The organism is Aeromicrobium sp. 9AM, assembly GCF_902506105.1.
In the GTDB taxonomy this organism is placed as follows: Bacteria; Actinomycetota; Actinomycetes; order Propionibacteriales; family Nocardioidaceae; genus Aeromicrobium.
Genome location: NZ_LR733303.1, coordinates 638,105 through 660,622 on the forward strand (window position 1 = coordinate 638,105; position 22,518 = coordinate 660,622).

At 69.7% G+C, this 22,518-nt stretch carries 19 protein-coding genes; 15 read left to right on the forward strand and 4 right to left on the reverse strand.

Annotation, left to right across the window (positions count from 1 at the left end):
* Positions 1 to 32: 32 nt before the first annotated feature.
* A complete protein-coding gene (locus tag BOSE46_RS03255) occupies positions 33 to 1,226 on the reverse strand; it encodes a S1C family serine protease (protein WP_159538225.1) in 1,194 nt (397 codons plus the stop codon).
* 111 nt (positions 1,227 to 1,337) lie between these two features.
* Between BOSE46_RS03255 and BOSE46_RS03260 the strand changes: the two genes are divergently transcribed.
* The 6 genes from BOSE46_RS03260 to BOSE46_RS03285 all read left to right on the forward strand — a co-directional run bounded on the left by BOSE46_RS03260 (position 1,338) and on the right by BOSE46_RS03285 (position 5,979).
* Positions 1,338 to 1,799 carry an aminoacyl-tRNA deacylase gene (locus BOSE46_RS03260; RefSeq protein ID WP_236551600.1) on the forward strand — a complete coding sequence of 154 codons (462 nt, stop codon included), beginning with the start codon at positions 1,338 to 1,340 and terminating at the stop codon, positions 1,797 to 1,799.
* A gap of 49 nt (positions 1,800 to 1,848) precedes the next feature.
* Positions 1,849 to 2,259, forward strand: a complete 411-nt coding sequence (locus tag BOSE46_RS03265) for a hypothetical protein (RefSeq protein ID WP_159538229.1) — start codon at positions 1,849 to 1,851, stop codon at positions 2,257 to 2,259.
* Positions 2,260 to 2,333: 74 nt separating this feature from the next.
* Positions 2,334 to 3,020 carry an SDR family oxidoreductase gene (locus BOSE46_RS03270; RefSeq protein WP_159538231.1) on the forward strand — a complete coding sequence of 229 codons (687 nt, stop codon included), beginning with the start codon at positions 2,334 to 2,336 and terminating at the stop codon, positions 3,018 to 3,020.
* Between the two features lies 1 nt (position 3,021).
* Positions 3,022 to 4,143, forward strand: a complete 1,122-nt coding sequence (locus BOSE46_RS03275) for an S-adenosylmethionine:tRNA ribosyltransferase-isomerase (RefSeq protein WP_159538233.1) — start codon at positions 3,022 to 3,024, stop codon at positions 4,141 to 4,143.
* Positions 4,144 to 4,192: 49 nt separating this feature from the next.
* The gene (locus BOSE46_RS03280) at positions 4,193 to 4,720 is read left to right on the forward strand and encodes a helix-turn-helix domain-containing protein (RefSeq protein WP_159538235.1); all 528 of its coding nucleotides are present in this window, start codon (positions 4,193 to 4,195) and stop codon (positions 4,718 to 4,720) included.
* Positions 4,717 to 5,979 (forward strand): MFS transporter, encoded by a 1,263-nt coding sequence (locus BOSE46_RS03285; protein WP_159538236.1) that lies wholly within the window; start codon positions 4,717 to 4,719, stop codon positions 5,977 to 5,979. The genes BOSE46_RS03280 and BOSE46_RS03285 overlap by 4 nt, the downstream gene beginning before the upstream one ends.
* On the opposite strand, the gene BOSE46_RS03290 is transcribed toward BOSE46_RS03285, so the two are convergent.
* Positions 5,956 to 6,987, reverse strand: a complete 1,032-nt coding sequence (locus BOSE46_RS03290) for a LacI family DNA-binding transcriptional regulator (protein ID WP_201299500.1) — start codon at positions 6,985 to 6,987, stop codon at positions 5,956 to 5,958. The genes BOSE46_RS03285 and BOSE46_RS03290 overlap by 24 nt on opposite strands.
* Before the next feature lie 96 nt (positions 6,988 to 7,083).
* Between BOSE46_RS03290 and BOSE46_RS03295 the strand changes: the two genes are divergently transcribed.
* The 5 genes from BOSE46_RS03295 (at position 7,084) to BOSE46_RS03315 (ending at position 13,437) form a co-directional block, all read left to right on the forward strand.
* Positions 7,084 to 8,163, forward strand: coding sequence for a substrate-binding domain-containing protein (locus BOSE46_RS03295; RefSeq protein ID WP_236551601.1), 1,080 nt, complete (start codon positions 7,084 to 7,086; stop codon positions 8,161 to 8,163).
* Between the two features lie 78 nt (positions 8,164 to 8,241).
* Positions 8,242 to 9,294 (forward strand): ABC transporter permease, encoded by a 1,053-nt coding sequence (locus BOSE46_RS03300; RefSeq protein ID WP_159538238.1) that lies wholly within the window; start codon positions 8,242 to 8,244, stop codon positions 9,292 to 9,294.
* Complete coding sequence (locus BOSE46_RS03305; protein WP_159538240.1) at positions 9,291 to 10,076, forward strand: ATP-binding cassette domain-containing protein; 786 nt, start codon at positions 9,291 to 9,293, stop codon at positions 10,074 to 10,076. The genes BOSE46_RS03300 and BOSE46_RS03305 overlap by 4 nt, the downstream gene beginning before the upstream one ends.
* Positions 10,073 to 11,002 carry a carbohydrate kinase gene (locus tag BOSE46_RS03310; RefSeq protein ID WP_159538242.1) on the forward strand — a complete coding sequence of 310 codons (930 nt, stop codon included), beginning with the start codon at positions 10,073 to 10,075 and terminating at the stop codon, positions 11,000 to 11,002. Before BOSE46_RS03305 ends, BOSE46_RS03310 begins: the two co-directional genes overlap by 4 nt.
* A complete protein-coding gene (locus tag BOSE46_RS03315; protein ID WP_159538243.1) occupies positions 10,999 to 13,437 on the forward strand; it encodes a GH32 C-terminal domain-containing protein in 2,439 nt (812 codons plus the stop codon). The genes BOSE46_RS03310 and BOSE46_RS03315 overlap by 4 nt, the downstream gene beginning before the upstream one ends.
* A gap of 14 nt (positions 13,438 to 13,451) precedes the next feature.
* On the opposite strand, the gene BOSE46_RS03320 is transcribed toward BOSE46_RS03315, so the two are convergent.
* Positions 13,452 to 13,709 carry an HPr family phosphocarrier protein gene (locus BOSE46_RS03320; RefSeq protein ID WP_159538245.1) on the reverse strand — a complete coding sequence of 86 codons (258 nt, stop codon included), beginning with the start codon at positions 13,707 to 13,709 and terminating at the stop codon, positions 13,452 to 13,454.
* A 176-nt stretch (positions 13,710 to 13,885) separates the two neighbouring features.
* On the opposite strand from BOSE46_RS03320, the gene BOSE46_RS03325 reads away from it, so the two are divergent.
* The 4 genes from BOSE46_RS03325 to treY are packed head-to-tail and all read left to right on the forward strand — an operon-like array spanning position 13,886 to position 21,087.
* Positions 13,886 to 14,665 (forward strand): enoyl-CoA hydratase/isomerase family protein, encoded by a 780-nt coding sequence (locus BOSE46_RS03325; protein WP_159539348.1) that lies wholly within the window; start codon positions 13,886 to 13,888, stop codon positions 14,663 to 14,665.
* 37 nt (positions 14,666 to 14,702) lie between these two features.
* The gene (gene malQ, locus BOSE46_RS03330) at positions 14,703 to 16,655 is read left to right on the forward strand and encodes a 4-alpha-glucanotransferase (protein WP_159538247.1); all 1,953 of its coding nucleotides are present in this window, start codon (positions 14,703 to 14,705) and stop codon (positions 16,653 to 16,655) included.
* Positions 16,652 to 18,793 carry a glycogen debranching protein GlgX gene (glgX, locus tag BOSE46_RS03335; RefSeq protein WP_201299501.1) on the forward strand — a complete coding sequence of 714 codons (2,142 nt, stop codon included), beginning with the start codon at positions 16,652 to 16,654 and terminating at the stop codon, positions 18,791 to 18,793. The genes malQ and glgX overlap by 4 nt, the downstream gene beginning before the upstream one ends.
* Positions 18,790 to 21,087, forward strand: a complete 2,298-nt coding sequence (treY, locus tag BOSE46_RS03340) for a malto-oligosyltrehalose synthase (RefSeq protein ID WP_159538249.1) — start codon at positions 18,790 to 18,792, stop codon at positions 21,085 to 21,087. Before glgX ends, treY begins: the two co-directional genes overlap by 4 nt.
* A gap of 31 nt (positions 21,088 to 21,118) precedes the next feature.
* On the opposite strand, the gene BOSE46_RS03345 is transcribed toward treY, so the two are convergent.
* On the reverse strand, positions 21,119 to 22,399 hold the full coding sequence (locus BOSE46_RS03345; protein ID WP_159538251.1) for an HNH endonuclease signature motif containing protein: 1,281 nt from the start codon (positions 22,397 to 22,399) through the stop codon (positions 21,119 to 21,121).
* Positions 22,400 to 22,518: the final 119 nt, after the last annotated feature.

A 22,518-nucleotide genomic window follows, 5' to 3' on the forward strand; every position in this document is an offset into this window, starting at 1 on the left:
CGTTCAGGCTACCGACCCTCCGCGACGAGCACTCAGCCGATGGGCCCGGCCTTGAGCGTGACGGTCGCGGTGTGGCTCGCGCCGGACGCGTCGGTCCACGACACGTCCACCGACTTCCCGGCAGCGACGCCCGCCACCGCCTTCGGGAGCTGTGCCGCCGAGGTGATCGTCGAGCCGTTGAACGAGGTGATCGTGCTGCCGCGCGTGATGCCTGCGGAGCGGGCTGCCGACCCGCTGACCGTGCCGGCCACCAGAGCGCCGTCCGACTCGCCGAGCGACTGGGCCATCTGCACGCCCAGGAATGCCGTCGCCCCGATGTGAACGCTGTCGCTCGCAGTGCCGCTCTCGATCTGCGCGGCGATCGTGAGTGCCTGCCCGATCGGGATGGCGTAGCCCGTGACGTTGGCTTTTCCGCTCGATGCCGCGGTGTTCATCCCGATGACCTCGCCATCGGCGTCGTAGAGTGCGCCGCCGGAGTCGCCGGCGATGATGTCGGCCGACACCTGGATCAGGCCGCTGAGGTGCTCGCCGCTGTCACCGATGTCCGACTGGACCGCGATCGACCGGTTGAGCGCCGCCACGGTCCCGGCGGCCGCGCTCGCGGCGCCGCCATCGCCGTTGGCGTTGCCGACGCCCGTGACCTTGTCGCCGACCTGGACGCCTCCGGAGGTGTCCGGCTTGATCGTGGTGAGGCCCGACGCGTTCTCGAGCTGGAGCACCGCGACGTCGTGCGTCGCGTCGTAGCCGACGACCGCAGCCTGGTACGTCTTGCCGGTCGAGACGACCTGCACCGTGAGCGCGGTGGCGCCCTCGATGACGTGGTGATTCGTGAGGATCTCGCCGTTCGACGTCAGGATCATCCCCGTGCCGGCCGCCTGTCCGGCGCCGTAGTCGACGGTGGAGTTGATGTAGACGAGTCCGGCCTCCTGCGCGGCGGTGGCGTCGGTGGTGCCTTCGAGGTTCTCCAGCGAACGCGCCTGGGGATCGAGCGGAAGGACCGTGGCGTCGCGGTCGGACCGATTCTCGGTCGGGAGCTGGGTCAGCGTCTGGGTCGACGCTGCCGTCGCCGCGGTGTCGTTCGCCTGCGCGGCGTACGCGAGTCCCGAGACGCCGAGTACCGCCGCGCCCGCCATCGCGGCGATACCGAGCCGGCCGGGGCGCCGACGCGTACGGACGTGCGACTGGGGCTGTCGCTCGGGTTCTGGGGTCGGTGGCTGATCGTTCATGTCGTGCTCCTCATTGAGTCCTGTCTTCGACTCAAGTCCGGATACGTGTGGGAACGCTGTGAGCCGGCACAACTTGTGTTGAGAGTTCGCATGCGTGCGTACGCTCGTGGGGTGAGTGAGGAACGCGCCGTCGCAGCCGTCGAGGCCACCGGGATCGCGTACGAGGTGAGCCGTCACGGCCCCGTTCGATCGCTCGCCGAGGCCGCCGCCGCCCGTGGCATCGAACCGTCGCAGCTCGTCAAGAGCCTGGTCGTGCGCCGTGCGGACGACGACTTCCTCTTCGTGCTGGTGCCGGGCGACCGGACGATCTCGTGGCCCAAGCTGCGCCAGCTCCTCGGTGTCTCGCGGTTGTCGATGCCCGACGCGGCGATCGCGCTCGAGGTGACCGGCTACGAACGCGGCACGATCACGCCGTTCGGTTCGTTGCGAGCGTGGCCCGTCGTGGTCGATGAGCGGGTGAGCGGCACGATCTCCGTGGGCGGTGGCGCCCACGGCGTCGGGCTCACCGTGGATGCGGCTGACCTGGTCCTTGTGCTCGACGCGCAGGTCGCGGACGTCTCCGAGCCGCAGTAGCGCGTACTCGCGGTATCCGGCTGGCCGTGACCTGTGCCACGATGCCCGGATGGAACTCGACAACGTGCTCTGGATGTTGACGGCGCTCGCCGCCGTCGTCGTCCTCCTCACGCGTATGCGGCTGTCCGCCACCGGCCGGCAGCCGGGCCATGCACAGATCCCCGGCACGATCCTCAACGCGCACACCGTGCTCGGCGTGCTTGCCCTTGCCGTCTGGATCTTCTACCTGACCTCGCCCAGTGACGGGCTCGGACTGGTCGCGCTGGTGCTCTGGTGGCTGGAGGTCGTCGTCGGGATCCTGATCCTCGCGCGCTGGCTGCCCGGCGCGGGCAAGCATGCCGCGCCGGCGGTGGACGACACGTGGGCCGAAGGGCCGTACCTGTCGATCCTGGGCCACGTGGGCCTGCTGCTCGGCGTCATCTTCTTCACCTACTGCGTGCTCGCCGGCAAGGTCGGTTAGCTGTGGGTTGACCTCAACTGCGGTTGAGGTTGTTGGCTGGTGTCAGTTCATCGGACACCACCAAGGAGCACGTCATGCCCCGAGCACTCATCACCGGCGGTTCTGCCGGCCTGGGACGCGCACTGGCCGCCGGCCTGGTCGCGCGCGACTGGGACGTCATCCTCACCGGTCGCGACGAGCACCGCCTCGCCGCCGTCGCCCGCGAGCTCGGCCGACGTGTCACGCCGCTGGCCGGCGACGTGACCGACGCGGGACACCGCTCCGCGATCGCCGCGAGCATCACGGACGGGCTCGACCTGCTGGTCAACAACGCCAGCACCCTCGGGCTGAGCCCACTGCGGCCGGTGCTGGAGCTGGACGACCAGGTGCTGCGCGACGTGTGGGAGACCAACGTCGTCGCTCCGGCCGCCCTGATCCGCACCCTCCGGCCGTACCTCGAGCCGGGCGCAGCGGTCATCAACCTCACGTCGGACGCCGCGGTCGATCACTACGAGACGTGGGGTGCGTACGCCGCGAGCAAGGTCGCGCTCGAGCACCTGACGCTCACGCTCGCGGCCGAGGAGCCCGGCCTGCGCTGGTGGGTCGTCGACCCCGGCGACATGCGTACGCAGATGCACCAGGACGCGTTCCCCGGTCAGGACATCTCGGACCGGCCGTTGCCCGAGAGCGTCGTGCCGGGCTTCCTGGCGCTGCTCGACGACCGGCCGCCGAGCGGGCGCTACCGCGCGGCCGAGCTCGTCCCGGCGAACGCGGGGGCGTGACATGACGCAGATCGACATCACGCCGTTGACCACGTTCGCTCCGCCCGGCGACCGCACGGCGCCGTCCCCGGCCGAGGCGCGCGGGCTCCGCCGCGACGACGTACGCCTGCTGGTGGCGCACGGCGACCAGCTGACCCACGCCCGGTTCGGCGACCTGGCCGATCATCTCGAGCCCGGCGACCTCGTGGTCGTCAACGCCTCGCAGACCATCGCCGGCGAGGTCGACGCCGTGCTGTCGGGCGCGGGCGCCTCGAGCGGCGAGGTCGTGGTGCACGTGGCGACCGACCTGCGCGACGGCACCTGGGTCGTCGAGGTCCGCACGGCGCCCGACGCCGCCTGGGCGGTCCTCGACGCAGCGGCCGGACAGACCCTGACGCTCACCGGAGCCGGAGAGCCGGCCGCCCTCACCCTGCTGGAGCCCTATCCACGGGAGCACTCGTCGCCCACCGGCACCGGCAACCGGCTGTGGCGGGTGTCGTACGCCGGGGAGTCCCCGCTCCACGACCTGCTCGCGCGGGTGGGGCGCCCCATCGCGTACGGCTATCTCGACCGGCGGTACCCGATCGAGGACTACCGGACGATCTTCGGCACGACCCCCGGCAGCGCCGAGATGCCGAGCGCTGCCCGGCCGTTCACCCCTGATGTGGTGACCCGGCTCGTGTCGCAGGGCATCGCGATCGCGCCGATCCTGCTGCACACCGGAGTCTCGTCGCAGGAAGCCGGCGAGGCGCCGCAGCCCGAGTGGTTCGAGGTCAGTGGATCGACCGCGCGGCTCGTCAATGCCACGAGGGCCGGGGGAGGGCGCATCATCGCGGTCGGCACGACCGTCACGCGCGCGCTCGAGTCGGCCGTCCGGGGCGCTCCAGGACAGGCGAAGGTCGAGGCGGGTGAGGGCTGGACCGAGCGCGTCGTGACACGGGAGGCACCACCACGCGTCGTCGACGGACTCATCACGGGGTGGCACGATCCGGCGGCGTCGCACCTGCTCCTGGTCGAGGCCGTCGCGGGTCCGCGGCTGACCCAGCTGGCGTACGACGCCGCCGTGGAGCGCGCGTACGACTGGCACGAGTTCGGCGACTCCGCGCTCCTGCTGCCGGCGCGGGCCGAAGCCATCGCCGCCTGACTGCAAAGAATTGTTTGCAAAGAGGTCTTTGCAGTCATAGGGTCGCTGTATGACCCTGACCAACAAGGTCGTCGAGGACCTCGACACGCTCAAGGCGGTCTCGCACCCACTGCGGATGCAGCTGCTGGGTGCCCTGCGCCGCCTTGGCCCGTCGACGGCCTCCGAGCTGGCCAGGGAGCTGGGGGAGTCCAGCGGTTCGACGTCCTATCACCTGCGCCAGCTCGAGCGGTTCGGCTTCGTGAGCGACGACGACGAGCAGTCGTCCGGGCGGGAGCGGCGGTGGAAGTCGTTGTACGACCTGACGACCTACCCCGCGACCCTCGCCGGGCTCGACGGCGGCCGCGAGTACCTCGACGTGGTGCGCCGGCGCCAGGAGGAGTACCTCCGCGAGGGCCTCGAGGCCTGGACCGATCACCGGCCCGGCATCGGCATGAGCGACTACGCCCTCGACCTCGATCCTGACGACATCGAGGCGCTGGAGCAGGAGATCTTCGCCGTCGTGCAGCGCTACGCCGGCAGGCAGGGCGCCGAGCGCGTCGTCCTGCACGCCCTGATCCTGCCCCGGCCCGCGGCATGACCCTGCGAACGCGGTTCTGGCTGCTGGCCGGCCTCCGGTGGTTGCCCACGGGGTTCGTCATCCCCGTCGGCGCTCTCCTCCCGCTCGAGCGTGGCCTGACGATCGCCGAGTACGGCATGGTCGCGGCGACCCAGGGGTTCGTCGTGCTGCTGCTCGAGCTGCCGACCGGCGGGTTCGCGGACGCGCTCGGCCGCAAGCCGGTCTTCGTCGCCTCAGCCGTCGTCGCACTGGCGTCGTACGTCACGTCGGCCCTCGCGCAGGTCATGCTGGCGTTCGTGGTCGCGAGCGCGCTGAGCGGGGTGTTCCGCGCGCTCGACAGCGGTCCGCTCAACGCCTGGTTCGTCGACGCGGTCCACGAGGACGAGTCAGTCGCGGACCGCAACGCCACGGTCGTGCGTGGCCTCTCCGGCTACGCCAGCGTGGTGGGAGCGTCGATCGCGGTCGGCGCGGTGATCTCCGGCCTGATCATCGTGTGGGCGCCGCTGGGGCGGGAGGACTCCCTGGCCCTGCCCTACTGGATCGCCACGGCACTCGCGATGGTGCAGATCGTCGTCGCGATGGTGCTCATGCACGAGGACCGGTCGGCGCGGGTCGCCGGCGTCCTGCACTCGATCCGGGCCACGCCGCGGGTCATCCTCGACGGCGCCCGGCTGTTGTGGCGCTCGCGGGTCCTGCGCGCACTTGTCGCGGTCGAGCTGTTCTGGGGTTTCGGCATGATCGCGTTCGAGTCGTTCATGCCGATCCGGCTGTCCGAGCTGCTGTCTGACCGTGACGAGGCCGCCGCCGTCATGGGTCCGGTCACCGCGGCAGCATGGGGCGTCTCCGCGCTCGGGGCAGCCATGGTCCCGCTTCTGTTGCGCCGGTGGAGCATGGTCGGGGTGTCGGTCACCCTGCGCATCGTCCAGGGCGCGACGGTCGTCGCGATGGGTCTCGCGGCCGGTCCCGCAGGCCTGATCCTGGGCCTCTTCGCGACGTACGCCGTGCACTCCGCCGCCGGCGCGATCTACGAGACGCTGCTGCACGAGCAGGTCGGCAAGGAGAACCGTGCGACGGTGCTCTCGCTGGCATCCATGGCGATGCAGCCCGCCGGCTCGATCGGCGCGATCACGCTGGGCGTCATCGCGACCGGCGTGTCGACCGGTTTCGCGATCATCGTCGGCGGCGTCGTGCTGGCGCTCGCCGCGCCACTGTTCCTCGTACGGGAGCGGGTCAGCGCGGCGGCAGGTCCCGACCCTTCAGACCGGCGGGATCTCGCCTGAGCCGCGGAGCAGGAACGACGTCGGGACGACGATCTCCTCGACCGGGCCGGCGTCACCGCCGATGCGCGACAGCAGTCGCTCGGCGGCCATCTTGCCGATCAGGTGCGGGTCCTGCGCGATGACGCTGATCGCGGGGGAGACCAGGTCGCCGAGCGAGATGTCGTCGAAGCCGACCACCGCGATCTCGTGCTCCAGGCCGAGGCTGCGCAGCGCGCGCACGACGCCGATCGTCACGAGGTTCTGCGCCGCGAAGATGGCTGTCGGCGCGGGGCTCGACTGCAGCATCGCTCGCGTCGCGGTCTCTGCGAGGTACTCGTTGGACAGGTCCATCACGACGTGCGTCGCGGCGCGGGCCGCCCAGCAGGCCTGCCGGTAGCCCTCCAGTCGCATGCGGGCCGTGGGCAGGAACTGGCGGTCGCCCATGAACGCGATGTGCCGGTGCCCGTACGAGATGAGGTGCTCGGTGGCGAGCCGGGCGCCACTCTCGTTGTCGACCACGACGCTGTCGGTCTCGAGGCCCTCGATCCCGCGGTCGACGAGCACGACCGGCATTCCGGCATCCATCTCGCGCTGCAAGGCCGTCGGGTCCGGGCCCGCCGGCATCACGATGAGCCCGTCGACCTGGTATGCCCCCATCGTCGGCACGAGCTCGCGCTCGCGCTCGGGGTCCTCGTCGAGGCTCGCCGAGAGCACGGCGAAGCCCGCAGCTCCGGCAGCGTCCTCGACGCCCCGGTGCACCTGGGCGTCGAAGGGGTTCGAGACGTCCCCGAGCAGCAGGCCGATGCTCAGAGTGCGGCGGTCCGCGCGGCGCAGCGAGCCGGCGCTGACGTCGCGCCGATAGGAGAGTCGTTCGACCGCGGCGCGTACGCGAGCGGCCGTGGCTTCGCCGACGTAGCCCTCGCCGTTGACGACCCGCGAGACGGTCTTGATGCCGACGCCGGCCTCGCGCGCGACGTCCTTCATCGTGGGCCGCTGACGAGGCGCGGGTTTGGGTGACAACGGTGTCATGGGACACAGCCTAGCCCTTGACGCGCGAATCTGTGTGAGGTAGAACACTCTATGACAACGATGTCAGACGGTCTGGCGTTGTGAGAGGAAAGCATCGTGAAAACACCATCTGCCCACCGGCGCTTCGCCGCCGCCGCGGTCGCCGTGCTGGCATCCACGCTGATGCTGTCGGCCTGTGGGGGGTCGGACTCCGGCTCCGGCGGCTCGGACAAGGTCGGCGTCTCGCTCATCGTCAAGACGACCAGCAACCCCTTCTTCGTCGCGATGCAGAACGGCGCCAAGAAGGCCGCCAAGGCGAACGGCGTCGACCTCAAGCTCGCGGCCGGCAAGACCGACGGCGACGAGGACACCCAGATCCAGGCCATCGAGAACGCGATCTCGCTGGGCCAGAAGGGCATCCTCATCACGCCCAACGGCCCCGCCGTCGTGGACGCGATCGAGAAGGCCCGCGACGCCGGCCTCTTCGTGATCGCGCTCGACACCGCACCCGACCCGGCCGACGCCGTCGACATCACGTTCGCGACGGACAACTTCAAGGCCGGTGAGTCGATCGGCGCGTGGACTGCCAAGAAGCTCGACGGCAAGAAGGCCGTCGTCGCGATGCTCGACCTGTTCAGCGACAAGGTCGTCTCGGTCGACTACAACCGCGACCAAGGCTTCCTGAAGGGCATGGGCATCCCCACCAAGGACGAGAAGAAGAACGGCGACGAGGCCAAGTCCGGCAGCTACAGCGGCGGTGACTACCAGATCGTCTGCAACGAGGCGACCAACGGCGCCGAGGACGGCGGCACGACCGCCATGGAGACCTGCCTGTCGAAGAACCCCGACATCAACGTGGTCTACACGATCAACGAGCCCGCGGCCTACGGCGCGTACCAGGCGCTCAAGAGCGCGGGCAAGGAGAAGGGCGTCACGATCGTCTCGGTCGACGGCGGCTGCGCCGGCGTCGGCTACGTCAAGGACGGCATCATCGGCGCGACTGCTCAGCAGTACCCGCTGGAGATGGCTGCCAAGGGCGTCGAAGCGATCGCGAAGCTGGCAAAGGACAAGGAGAAGCCCAAGACGACTGCCGGTCTGGACTTCTTCGACACCGGCGTCAAGCTCGTGACGGACGATCCTCAGGACGGCGTCGAGAGCGTCGACACCGCTGCAGGCAAGTCGACCTGCTGGGGCTGAGTGTCGTCGGCGGGGCGCCCTCCTCCAGGGGCGCCCCGCCGCAACCCCGCCCCGATCCCACCGAGAGGACCACCTGACATGACATCCGAACCCGAAGACACCGCGCTCGTCGACCATCCGCTCGAGGTGCTGACCGAAGCCGGTCTGACCCGCCCCCAGAGCCCGCTCGACCGCGTACGCACGCTGCTCCACCGCTATCCGGCCCTGAGCCCCGCCGTCGTCCTGATCATCTCGTTGATCGTGTTCGGCCTGCTCAACGACCGGTTCCTGAGCACCGCGAACCTGTCGCTGGTCGTGCAGCAGGTCGCCGTCATCGGCGCGCTCGCGATCGGGCAGACGCTGATCGTGCTGACCGCAGGCATCGACCTGTCCGTCGGCGCAGCGATGATCCTCTCGACCCTGGTCGCCGCCGGTGTGGCCACTGACCACGGCTGGCCCGGCCCGCTGGCACTGCTCGCCGCACTGGTCATCGGTGTCGCCACGGGTGTCATCAACGGTGTGCTCGTCACCCGCCTCAACCTGCCGCCGTTCATCGTCACGCTCGGCACCCTCAACGTGTTCACCGCGGTCGCGCTGCTCTACTCCGACGCCGCGACGACCCGCGGCATCGAGATGCCGGGGCTCCTGACCTGGACCGGCAAGTCGTTCGACGTCGCCGGCGCCCAGATCACGTACGGCGTCGTGCTGATGATCCTGCTCTACATCTCGGTCGCGTTCGCCCTGAGCCAGACCTCGTGGGGTCGCCACGTGTACGCCGTCGGCGACGACGCGGAGTCGGCACGACTGAGCGGCATCCACGTCACGCGGGTCATCCTCAGCGTCTATGTCACCGCCGGTGCGCTGTTCGCCGCGGCAGGCTGGATCCTCATGGGCCGCGTCAACGCCGCCAGCCCCAACGCGGGCGTCGACGCGAACCTCGACTCCATCACGGCAGTCGTGATCGGCGGCACGAGCCTCTTCGGTGGCCGCGGCGCCCTGTGGGGCAGCCTGATCGGCGCCCTCATCGTCGGTGTGTTCCGCAACGGGCTCAGCCTCGCGGGACTCGACGTGCTCTACCAAACCCTCGCCGTCGGTGTGCTCGTCATCATCGCGGTCTCTGTCGACCAGTGGATCAGGAAGGCACGCGCATGACCTCCACGGCAACCACAGCAACCAGCACCCCCGTCCTGCAGGCCAAGGGCCTCGTCAAGACGTTCGGTCACGTCGTCGGCCTCGCCGGCGTCGACCTCGAGCTGCACGCCGGCGAGGTGCTGGCGATCATCGGCGACAACGGAGCCGGCAAGTCGACCCTCATCAAGTGCCTCTCGGGCGCCTACGTCCCTGACGCAGGCGAACTGCTTGTCGAGGGTCGGCCTGTCTCCTTCGACAGCCCGGACGACGCCCGCAAGGCCGGCATCGAGACGGTCTACCAGACGCTGGCCGTGTCGCCGGCGCTCGACATCGCGAGCAACCTGTTCCTCGGGCGCGAGCAGCGACTGCCGGGCGTACGCGGCTCGGTGTTCCGGATGCTCGACAAGAAGGGCATGCGCGACCGCGCCAAGCAGCAGGTCGAGGACCTCGGCATCTCGACGCTGCAGTCCATGACGCAGGCCGTCGAGAACCTCTCGGGCGGTCAGCGCCAGGCGGTTGCCGTGGCACGCGCTGCGGCATTCGGCTCCAAGGTGGTCATCCTCGACGAGCCGACGGCGGCGCTGGGCGTACGCGAGTCGGCGCAGGTCCTGCAGCTCGTACGCGACCTGCGCGACCAGGGCATGCCGGTGATCCTCATCAGTCACGACATGCCCCAGGTCTTCGAGGTCGCCGACCGCATCCAGATCCAGCGGCTCGGCCGGCGCGCAGCGGTCATCACGCCCAAGACGCACACGCCGCAAGAGGCCGTCGCGATCATGACCGGCGCCATGGTCGTCACGTGATCCTCGTCGTGGGGGAGTCGCTCGTCGACATCGTGGTCAGGTCCGACGGCCGGCGCAGCGAGCACCCGGGCGGCAGCCCGGCCAACGTCGCCGTCGGGCTGGGCCGCCTCGGTCATCCCGTGACGCTGGCCACGAGCCTCGGTGATGACGAGCGCGGCAAGGTCGTCCGCGCGGCCCTCGAGCGCAGCCACGTCGAGATCGCACCGGGCAGCATCAGTGCTGCGCCGACCTCGACGGCCACTGCGTGGCTCGACGCGCGCGGCGCTGCCCGATATGACTTCGACATCACCTGGGACCCCGCCGGCCTCGACACCGTGCCGATCGGGCCGCTGGTCCACACCGGCTCGATCGCGGCCTACCTCGGCCCCGGAGCCGATGCGGTGGAGGCGCTCGTCAAGCGCGCGTCGGAGACGGCGCTCGTGACGTTCGACCCCAACATCCGGCCGCGGTTGCTCGACGACCGCGATGCGGTGCTGACCCGGCTGACCCGGCTCATGGCGTCCTGCGGCGTCGTCAAGGTCAGCGACGAGGACCTCGACTGGCTCTATCCGGGCATCGCACCGACCGCCGTCGCGCGGACGTGGATCGAGCTCGGGGCGGGCCTGGTCGTCATCACGGCAGGCGCCCGCGGCTCGTTCGCGGTGCATGCCGCCGGCGAGGTGCACGTGGCCTCGTCGACGACTCCCGTCATCGACACGGTCGGCGCGGGCGACTCCTACATGTCGGGGCTCATCGATGCCATGACGACGACCGGCCTGGTGGCGTCCGGCAGCGCCGACCCGGCCGCAGGCGTACGCGGGCTCTCGCTGTCGGACCTGCGCTCGTACATGCATCACGCCAACATCTCCGCGGCGATCACGGTCGGCCGGGCCGGTGCCGAGCCGCCGACGCGAGACGAGCTGCCGCCGATTGCCGGCCGCCCATGAGGCTGCGTCTCATCCTCGGCCTGGTGGTTGCGTCGGTCGTCGCGGCGTTCGGCATGCCTGCCGCATCGGGTGCTGACGAGACGACGCAGTGGCGGCCCGCGTACCACTTCACGCCGGCCACCAACTTCATGAACGACCCCGTCGGGCTGGTACGCCACAAGGGGGTCTACCACCTCTTCTACCAGTACAACCCGTCAGGAAGCACCGCCGGCAACGGCTCATGGGGGCACGCCACCAGCACGGACCTGGTGCGCTGGACCCAGCGTCCGATCGCGTTGACCGCCGACGAGAACGAGGAGATCTGGTCGGGCAGCGTCGTCGTCGACCAGGCCAACTCGTCGGGCTTCGGCACCGCGGCCAACCCGCCGCTCGTCGCGATCTACACCAGTCGCAACCGGCACACCAACCTCCAACGGCAGGCGCTGGCCTACAGCCTCGACGACGGCGAGACCTGGACGAAGTACGCCGGAAACCCGGTGCTGGACATCGGCTCCACGGACTTCCGCGATCCCAAGGTCAGCTGGCACCCGCAGACCCGTCGCTGGGTCATGGCCGTGGCGAAGTCGGCCGAGCGGAAGGTCGGCATCTACTCCAGCACCGATCTCAAGTCCTGGCGCCACGAGAGCGACTTCGGCCCCGCCGGAGCCGCCGGTGGCGTCTGGGAGTGCCCGGAGCTGTTCCAGCTGTCATACAAGAACGCCGCCGGGGTCACCACCAAGAAGTGGGTGCTCACGGTGAGCGTCTCCGGCAAGGTGCAGTACTTCACCGGTACGTTCGACGGCTCGACGTTCACGTCCCCTGACGCGTCCTACACGCCTCCCGCAGGCAAGGTCATCAGCGACTTCGAGGGTGACACCTGGGGCGCCGGGTGGTCCACGACCGGAGCGGCATTTGGAGCAGGTCCGGACACCCCACCGGCCGATGTCATCGGCGCGATGGGCAAGACGTACGTCGACAGCTTCGGGACCGGGGACTCACAGACCGGCACCCTCAGCTCCCCGGACTTCGCGATCGACCAGCGCTACCTCAACCTGCTCGTCGGCGGCGGCAAGCTCCCGCACGTCGAGGGCGGTTCGACCGGACCGCCGGAGGGCGACCTGATCGCCGACTTCGAGGCCGACGGGCTCCAGGCCGGGTGGACCGGCACGGGCGACTTCACCAACCTCGTCAATGCCACGTCGAGCGACCTCCCTGGCCGGGTCGGTCGCGGCGTGCTCGACACCTGTTGGACGGATTGCGATGCGGCCGTCGGCACCGTGCGCTCCCAGGAGTTCACGATCGATCGTGACCACATCAACCTGCTCGTCGCCGGTGGCAATCACCCGCTGTCGGGCCCGGAGCCGACCGCGGTGTCGCTCGTGGTCGACGGCAAGGTCGTGCAGACCGCGACGGGGGACAACTCGCCCAACCTGAACTGGAAGGTCTGGGACGTCAGCGCTTGGCGAGGCCGGTCCGCGTACGTCGAGGTGACCGACCAGCGCACGGCTGACTGGGGCCACCTCATGGTCGACCACATCGTGCAGTCGGACGAGGCAGCCGCTCCGTGGAGCCAGGAGACGACCGCCAACCTCGTCGTCGACGGCAAGGTCGTGCGCTCGGCCACGGGCACCAACGCCGCGTCGCTCGACTGGACGTCGTGGGATCTCGCCGACCTGCAGGGCAGGACCGGGCACCTGGAGTTCGTCGACACCGCGACCGGCGGCTGGGGTCACCTGTACGCCGACCAGGCGATGCTGTCGAACAGGCCGGCCCTCGACTCCGCCGCCCGGACGCGGTGGGTCGATCACGGCGCGGACTACTACGCCGCCGTGAGCTTCAACAACCTTCCCCACGACCGGCGGGTGCAGATCGGCTGGCTCGGCAACTGGGACTACGCCAACACCACGCCGACCTCGCCGTGGCGCGGTGCGCAGTCGATCGCACGCGAGCTCACGCTCACCGATGTGGCCGGACGGCCCACGTTGGTGCAGCAGCCGGTCGCGGAGCTCGACCGGCACCTCGGCAAGCCCGTCGTCGAGAGCGTGAAGCGGGTCTCGGGCAGCCGCACGCTCCGCGTACGCGGCACCGCTCTCGACCTCGAGGTCACGCTCACTCCCCACGGGACGAGCGACACCGGCGTCGTGGTCCGCAAGGGGCCCGGCCAGGGCACGCGGATCGGCTGGTCCCGCGGTCAGCTGTACGTCGACCGGACCGGCTCGGGGGAGGACTCGTTCAGCCCCGCGTTCCCAGCGACGCATCGCGTCGCGGTGCCGCTGGTCGACGGCAGGCTCAGGCTGCGGATCCTCGTGGACCGGTCATCGGTCGAGGTGTTCACCCGCGACGGCCAGGTGGCGATCACGGACCTGGTCTTTCCCGACCTGACGAGTGACGGCATCGCAGCGTACGCCGAGGGTGGCACCGTCGACGCGAAGGTCGTGGCGCGAAGGGTGCGGTGAGCCGCGCGTCACTACTAGGAGTCGAGGTCCTGCTCGACGAGGTCGGCGATCTTGGCGAGCACGGCTTCGTCCTCGCTCTCGACAACGACCTCGGCGCCGGCCTTCGCACCGAGCGTCATGATCATCATGGCCGAACCGGCGTCGACCGGGGTGCCGCCGGGGACTGCGATCGTCACCGGGACGCCGGCCTCGACCGCCGCCTGGGCGATCAGTGCTGCGGGGCGGGCGTGCAGGCCGACGGCCGAGCCGACGATGACGTTCTTGCTGGGCATGGGCGGGTCCTTTGAGGCGCGGGTGTGAAATTGCGTGTGTTCCTGTGGCTTTGTGTTGATTCGACCGTGTTGGTGTCGACATGTCAAGGGTCTCGGGCCACGTCTTGCCCCCGTTGGCCCTGTCCTATGCTCGACCCGACGGCGGGGCGCCCGCCGACGACGCGGCTGGAGGCACGATGGGTGAGTTCGTACGACTCGAGGTCAGCAACGGGGTGGGCACGATCCGCCTCGACCGTCCGAAGATGAACGCCCTGGATGCGCAGATGCAGCGGGAGATCATCGACGCGTGCACCGAGGCAGACGAGCGGGCCGATGTCGCGGCGGTCGTGGTCTTTGGCGGTGAGCGCGTCTTCGCTGCGGGCGCCGACATCAAGGAGATGGCGGCGATGTCCTATCAGGAGGTCTCCAGCCACGCCCACCTCCTGCAGGCGTTCACCCGCTCGCTCGCGGCGATCGGCAAGCCTACCGTCTCGGCCATCACGGGCTTCGCCCTCGGCGGCGGCTGCGAGGTCGCGTTGGCGACCGACGTACGTTTTGCCGCCGACAACGCCAAGCTCGGCCAGCCCGAGATCCTGCTCGGCATCATCCCCGGCGCCGGCGGCACGCAACGACTGTCGCGACTGATCGGCCCGGCCAAGGCCAAGGAGCTGATCTACTCCGGCCGGTTCGTCGACGCGCACGAGGCGCTCGCGATCGGTCTCGTCGACCAGCTTCACCCCGCCGACGAGGTCTATGCCAAGGCCGTCGAGTGGGCCACGCAGTTCGTCGGCGGTCCGGCGCTCGCCCTGCGCGCGGCCAAGAACGCGATCGACCGCGGCCTCGAGGTCGACCTGCAGACCGGGCTCGAGATCGAGCGCACCGAGTTCGCCGCGCTCTGGGCGACCGACGACCAGTCGGCCGGCATGAGCTCGTTCATCGAGAACGGCCCGGGCAAGGCTACGTTCAGCGGCAGCTGATTTTGCGCAGTGACCGGTCACCGACAATGCTTGACGAGTGACCGACGACGCTGATGCCCTGAGCCGCCTCGCCGCTGCACACGGTGTTGCCCTGGCGTACGAGGGATCCGACCGCGAGACCGTCACGGTCGACGACGAGATCGTCGTGGCGGTGCTGGCCCGCCTCGACGTGGACGCGAGCAGCGCCGAGTCGATCCAGCGTGAGCTCGAGCGGGTCGACGCCGAGAGCGCGCGGCATCCGCTCCCTGCGACGATCGCCGTGGCGCAGGGCTCGGCCCATCACCTGGGCGTCGCCGGCCGGGTGCTGCTCGAGGACGGCTCGACGCTCGACGTCGACGGTGAGCTGCCGGCGAACCTCCCGCTCGGCTGGCACCACCTGATCACCGATGAGCAGGAGATCACCCTCGTGGTCGCGCCGGCCCGGATGCCCGAGGTCCCGCGCACGTGGGGCTGGATGCTGCAGCTGTACGCCTTGAGGTCCGCCGAGTCGTGGGGGATGGGCGACTACCGCGATCTGGCCGAGATGGCCGGCCGCGCCGGGGCCGAACAGGGTGCCGGCGTGCTGCTGGTCAACCCGGTCCAGGCGTTCATGCCGTCGCACCCGCTGGAGCGCTCGCCGTACTCGCCGGCCAGCCGTCGCTTCGCCAATCCGCTCTACCTCCGCGTGAGCGACATCGACGCGTTCGCGGCCGCGGACGATCGGACCCGCGAAGACGTCCTGGCCCTCGCGCCGGAGGGTGACACGGAACTGATCGACTACGACGCGGTGTGGGCGGCCAAGCTCGCGGCGCTCGAGCTGCTCTGGCCCCACGCCGGCGACGTGACCCTCGACGATCCGGACCTCGAGGCGTTCGCCACCTTCGCCGCCCTCGCCGAGCTGCACGGCGCGGACTGGCGGGAGTGGCCCGAAGAGCTGCGCGATCCGGCCGGTGAGGCGGTCGCGGACGCGCGTACGTCGTTGGGCACCCGCATCGCGTTCCACGCCTGGCTCCAGCTGCTCTGCCGCGACCAGCTCGACGCGGCCCGCACCGCCGCGCACGACGCCGGCATGGCGGTCGGCATCGTCCACGACCTCCCGGTCGGCGTGCATCCCGGCGGCGCCGACGCCTGGGCGCTGCAGGACGTCTTCGCCTCCGACGTACGCGTGGGCTGCCCGGCCGACGCGTTCAACCCGCTCGGCCAGGACTGGGGGCTGCCGCCGTGGCGTCCCGACAAGCTGGCCGAGTCCGGCTACGCCCCGTTCCGCGACGTCATCCGCAGCGTCCTGCGCCACGGCGACGGCATCCGCATCGATCACGTCGCCGGTCTGTGGCGCCTGTGGTGGATCCCGCCGGGCGAGCCCGCGCACCGTGGGACGTACGTGCACTACGACTCCGAGGTCATGCTCGCGGTGCTGACCCTGGAGGCGCACCGCGCCGGAGCGATCGTCGTCGGCGAGGACCTCGGCACCGTCGAGGACGTCGTCACCGAGACGATGCACGAGCGCGGGCTGCTCAGCTCCGCCGTGCTGTGGTTCGAGCGTGACTGGGACGCGCCCGGCCAGCCGCACATCCCGCCGCAGGACTGGGAGCCCGAGACCATGGCCAGCATCAGCACGCACGACCTGCCGACCGTGACCGGCTGGCTGCAGGACGAGCGGATCCGCGTCCAGGCCGACCTCGACCTGCTCGACGGGCCGGCCGACGAGGCGTACGCGCAGGCGAAGTCCGACCGCGCGGCGCTGTTCGACCTGCTGCGCGCCGAGGGCATACCTGCCGACGATCCGGTCGTCGCGCTGCACGCCGTCATCGCGCGGGCGGCGTCGCGGCTCGTGCTCAGCTCGCCCGCCGACGCTGTCGGCCAGCTGCAGCAGCCCAACCTGCCGGGCACGGTCGATGAGTATCCCAACTGGCGCATCCCACTTCCTGTCGATCTCGATGCGTTCTTTGCCGACGAACGGGTACTCGCTGCCGTGGCCCCGTTGCGCGCAGCCCGGCCGGCCACTTCATGACCGACATCGAAGACGAGGGGACGCACGTGCAACCGTGGCCCGGCAAGTCCTATCCGTTGGGCGCGACGTTCGACGGCACCGGCACCAACTTCGCCCTGTTCTCAGAGGCGGCCGAGTACGTCGAGCTGTGCCTGTTCGACGAGGACGGCACTGAGACGAGGATCCGACTCGAGGAGGTCGACGGCTTCGTCCACCACGGCTTCCTCCTCGGCATCGCCCCGGGCCAGCGCTACGGCTTCCGCGTGCACGGGCCGTACGAGCCCGAGCACGGCCACCGCTGCAACCCCAACAAGCTGCTGATCGACCCGTACGCCAAGGCGATCAGCGGTGACCTCGACTGGGACCCGGCGCTGTTCGCGTACGACCTGGAGCAGCCCGACCAGCGCAACGACGACGACTCAGCCGGCCACGTGCCGTACTCCTTGGTGGTCAACCCGTTCTTCGACTGGGCCAACGACCGGCTGCCCCGCACGCCCTACAACGAGACCGTGATCTACGAGGCGCACGTCAAAGGCCTGACCCAGACGCACCCGGACATCCCCGAGAGCCTGCGCGGCACGTACGCCGGCATCGCCCACCCGGCGATCGTGGCGCACCTCAAGTCGCTCGGCGTCACCGCGATCGAGCTGCTCCCGGTGCACCAGTTCATCACCGATCACTACCTGGCCGAGAAGGGCCTGACCAACTACTGGGGCTACAACACGATCGGATTCTTCGCGCCCCACGACGCGTACGCCTCACGGCCCGGCCGGCAGGTCGAGGAGTTCAAGGGCATGGTGCGTGCCCTGCACGAGGCCGACATCGAGGTCATCCTCGACGTCGTCTACAACCACACCGCCGAGGGCAACCACCTCGGGCCGACGCTCTCGATGCGCGGCATCGACAATTGCGCCTACTACCGCCTCGTCGAGGACGACGAGCAGCACTACATGGACTACACCGGCACCGGCAACTCGCTCAACGTCCGCAGCCCGCAGACGCTGCAGCTGATCATGGACTCGTTGCGCTACTGGGTCACCGAGATGCACGTCGACGGCTTCCGCTTCGACCTCGCCGCGACGCTGGCGCGTGAGTTCTACGACGTCGACAAGCTCGCGACGTTCTTCGAGCTCGTGCAGCAGGACCCGGTCGTCAGCCAGGTCAAGCTCATCGCCGAGCCGTGGGACGTCGGCCCCGGCGGCTACCAGGTCGGCAACTTCCCGCCGCTGTGGACCGAATGGAACGGCCTCTACCGCGACACGGTCCGCGACTTCTGGCGCGGCGAGCCCGCGACGCTCGGCGAGTTCGCCTCCCGCATCACCGGCTCGTCCGACCTCTACCAGGACAACGGCCGCCGCCCGTACGCCTCGATCAACTTCGTCACGGCGCACGACGGCTTCACGCTCAACGACCTGGTGTCCTACAACGACAAGCACAACGAGGCCAACGGCGAGGACGGCCGCGACGGCGCCGACGACAACCGCTCGTGGAACTGCGGCGTCGAGGGTCCCACCGACGACCCGGCCGTCCTGGAGCTGCGACGACGACAGCGCCGCAACCTGATGGCCACGATGCTGCTGTCGCAGGGTGTCCCGATGGTGCTGCACGGCGATGAGCTCGGCCGCACGCAGGGTGGCAACAACAACGCGTACTGCCAGGACAACGAGATCGCGTGGGTCGACTGGGACCTCGCGGAGGACGAGGCGGAGCTGCTGGACTTCACCTCGGCGCTGACGGCGTTCCGGCGGCGTCATCCGGTGTTCCGGCGGCGTCGCTTCTTCCAGGGCAAGCCGATCCGCAAGGCCGACGAGCTGCGCGACATCGCCTGGTTCACGCCGTCGGGCGAGGAGATGAAGGAGCAGAACTGGGACGACGCCTTCGGCCGGTCGATCGCCGTGTTCCTCAACGGCGACGCGATCGCCGACCGCGACGTTCGCGGCATGCGCATCGTCGACGACTCGTTCCTGCTCGCGTTCAACGCGCACGACGAGGACATCGAGTTCACGCTGCCCGACGGTGACTACGGCAAGACCTGGACCGTCGTCGTCGACACCACGACCGGCGCCGTCGAGCAGCCCGGCGGTGACATGTTCGAGTCCGGCGCCACGGTCAACGTGCGCTCGCGCTCGCTCGTCGTCCTGCAGCGGGTGCCCTCATGACTGTTCCCTCGTCCACCTACCGCCTGCAGCTGCGGCCGGAGTTCGGCTTCGAGGACGCTCGCGCCGTCGTCGGCTACCTCCGTGACCTCGGCATCGGTGCCGTGTACGTGTCGCCGGTCCTCGAGGCGACGCCCGGCTCGACCCACGGCTACGACGTCACCGACCCGACGCGCATGCGCGACGAGCTGGGCGGCGAGGAGGGTTTCCGCTCGCTCGCTGCCGCCGCCCGCGAGGCCGGGCTCGGGCTGGTCGTCGACATCGTGCCCAACCACATGTCCGTCGAGGTGCCGGCGGCCAACCCGTGGTGGCACAGCGTGCTGCGCGAGGGCCAGGCGTCCGCATACGCGCACCACTTCGACATCGACTGGTCGCGAGGTCGCGTGCTGGTGCCGGTGCTCGGCTCGGCCGACGACCTCGCCGAGCTGACGATCGAGGGCGACGAGCTGGTCTACGCAGGCCACCGCTTCCCGATCAATCCGCAAACGGTCCTTGAGCTTGTCGAAAGGACATTGACGCCTCGAGAGGTCCACGACCGGCAGCACTACGAGCTCGTCGACTGGCGGCGCGGCAACACCGAGCTCAACTACCGCCGCTTCTTCGACATCACGACCCTGGCAGCGGTGGCCGTCGAGCATCCTGAGGTCTTCGACGACACGCATCGCGAGATCCTCACCTGGGTCAACGCCGAAGAGGTGACCGGCCTGCGCGTCGACCACCCCGACGGGCTCGCCGACCCCGGGGCGTACGCCCGCAGTCTCCGCGAGGCAGCACCGAACGCGTGGATCGTGATCGAGAAGATCCTGCACCCCGGCGAGCAACTGCCCGCGAGCTGGCCCGTCGAGGGCACGACGGGCTACGACGCGATGCGCGAGCTGTCCGGTGTGCTGCTCGATCCGGCGGGGGAGGCGACGTTCACCAAGCTCGCCGAGCGACTCGGCGTTCGTACCGACTACGCCGCGGTCGAGGAGGAGGCCCGGCGTCTCGTCACCGACAAGATCCTCGTCGCCGAGGTGCGCCGCATCGCCGCGTTGGTCACCGGTGTCGATGCCGAATCGGCTCGGGCGGCGGTCGCCGAGACGATGATCGCGTTCGGCGTCTATCGGGCCTACCTGCCAGAGGTGGACACGACCTGGTCCGATGCGATCGACCGCGCTCGCTCACGGCGCCCCGATCTCGATGCCGCTCTCACGGCACTCGACGAGCAGGTGCGTGCCGATCCGGCCGGCGAGCTGGCGACCCGCATCCAGCAGACCTCCGGCATGGTCGTCGCCAAGGGCACCGAGGACACGACCTTCTATCGCTTCACCCGGTTCGCTGCGCTCAACGAGGTCGGGGGCTCGCCCGACGTGTGGGGCCTGAGCCTCGATGAGTTCCACCGGCTCGCCGCCGCGCGGTCCGCCGATCGGCCGGCCACCATGACCGCGTTGACGACCCACGACACCAAGCGTTCTGAGGACACCCGCGCCCGCATGGCCGTGCTGTCGGAGGTCGCTCACGAGTTCGCCGACACCGTCGCCTCGTGGACCGAGCGGTGCGGCATCGACGACCCGTCGCTCAACCTGCTCGCGTGGCAGACGCTCGTCGGCGCCTGCCCGATCAGTGACGAACGGCTCGGCGACTACCTGCTCAAGGCGGCGCGTGAGTCCAAGCTGCGCACGACCTGGACCGAGCCCGACGAGGAGTTCGAGAAGTCCGTCGCCGCCTGGCCCTCGCGCGTACGCGATGAGCTCGGCGACGAGGTCGAGGATTTCGTCCACCGGATCGAGGCGGCTGGCTGGTCCAACTCGCTGACCCAGAAGCTCGTCCAGCTGACCGCGCCCGGTGTGCCCGACGTCTATCAGGGCACCGAGCTGTGGGACTTCTCCCTGGTCGACCCCGACAACCGCCGACCCGTCGACTACGGCCTGCGCCGTGAGATGCTGGCCCGGTTCGACGAGGGTCTCATGCCGGACCTCGACCTCTCGGGCGCGACCAAGCTGCTCGTCGTGCAGCGTGCCCTCACGCTTCGCCGCGATCGGCCGGAGCTGTTCGAGGGCTATCGACCGTTGGCCGCCGAGGGTCCTGCCGCCGATCACGCCCTGGCCTACGCCCGGAGCGAGGATCTCGTCGTCATCGGCACGCGCCTTCCGGTCGGCCTCGAGGCGGCGGGCGGCTGGGGCGACACGACGTTGACGCTCACGGATGGCGAGTGGACCGACGTCATCACCGGGACGGACGTCAGCGGCGGGCAGATCTCACTGTCCGCTCTGCTCGCTCGCTATCCGGTGGCGCTCCTCCGCAGACTCGGTGACTGAGGAGCCGCGAGGGACGAGCGGCGTCTCGAAATCAGGGTCGCCAGCGGTGGTTTCTCTGCCAGACGCCATGGGGTTTCTTGATCTCGATGTGGCCGTCGGTGGCTTGGCGGAACTGCCAGTTCTCGTCGTGGGCCTGGTGGTGGTGCCGGGAGCACAAGAGGGCACCGTCGTCGATGTTGGTGGTGGATCCGTTGGCCCAGTCGTCTTTCCAGTGATGCCCTTCGCACCAGCCCGGGGGTGCTTCACAACCGGGGGTGATGCAGCCGAGGTCGCGGTTGGCGATCGCGATCCGCTGCGCCGGGGTGAACAAGCGCTTGGACCGGCCCATGTCGATCGGCAAGGACCCGCCGTTGAAGACCATGGGCAGGATGCCTTGGGTGCAGGCCAGGCGGCGTAGCTCACCGGAGCTGATCCGGGTGCCTGTCGTGAGTGTGGCGGCGCCGATCTTCTTCTTGAGGTCTTCGAGGTCGATGTTGACCGTGATGACTGCGGGGGTGCCTCCGGTGGTGGGCAGCTTGTCGGTGGGGAGTTGTTCGATGAGGTGCGCGAACGCGCGGCCCATGCGTTGAGGGTAGGTGAGCTCGTCCTGGTCGCGTTCCTGTTCGGCGGTGAGGTGGCGGCGTCGGGGTGCGGCGATCGCGTCGAGTGCCGACTTGAGCATCTCGCCGTGCAGCGAGGGGAGTCGGCCGCCGAATCGCCAGGTGCCGTCCTTGTCGTCCACCAGCCACGCCTCGGTGCGGGCCCAGGCCTTCTTCTCGCGCAGTCGCAGTGCTTCGTCCTCATCGACCTTGGCTTCAGGCTCGGGTTTGAACGCGTCCGAGATGCGCAGCGCCCTCTGGCGCAGGTCCTTGATCGGGAACCGTTTCGCGTCCGCGATCAGCGTGGTCTCGCAAACGTCGCGCTGCTCGGGCGTCACTCCCTCAGGCAGTCCGGCCATGGTGCCGGCGATCACCGCGGCTTGGGTCTCGGCCAGCTCACCAGAGGCCAACGCGTCCTCGGTCTTGGGCGCGGACGACAGTTGGTTGGCGACCCGGACGGACCGGTCGGCCTCCCACTTGTCGCGACCGAACCCCCGTGCCAGCACCTCACCGGTGCGCTCCTTGTCACCGAGCCCGGCATCCAACGCGCGGACGGCGGCAAGTTCCTGGGCGGCGAGCCGGGCCTTGATCCGCCGCAACCGTTCCACCGCGTGCCGCTGGGTCGCGGGATCCAACGAGTCGTACGCATCCGTGGGCATCTCGTTCAAGATCGAGTCGAGCGCGTCCAGGCAGCCCACCAGTGGTGGTGGCGATGGGACAAGCTCGGCAACCATGATCCCCCGATCACTAGAACGTATGTTCGACTGATTCCAATCTAGACCACACCACCGACAGTGTCGATGGCCTCCAGATGATCATGTGGAAACCCGCAAACATGCCGATCTGGAGCGCC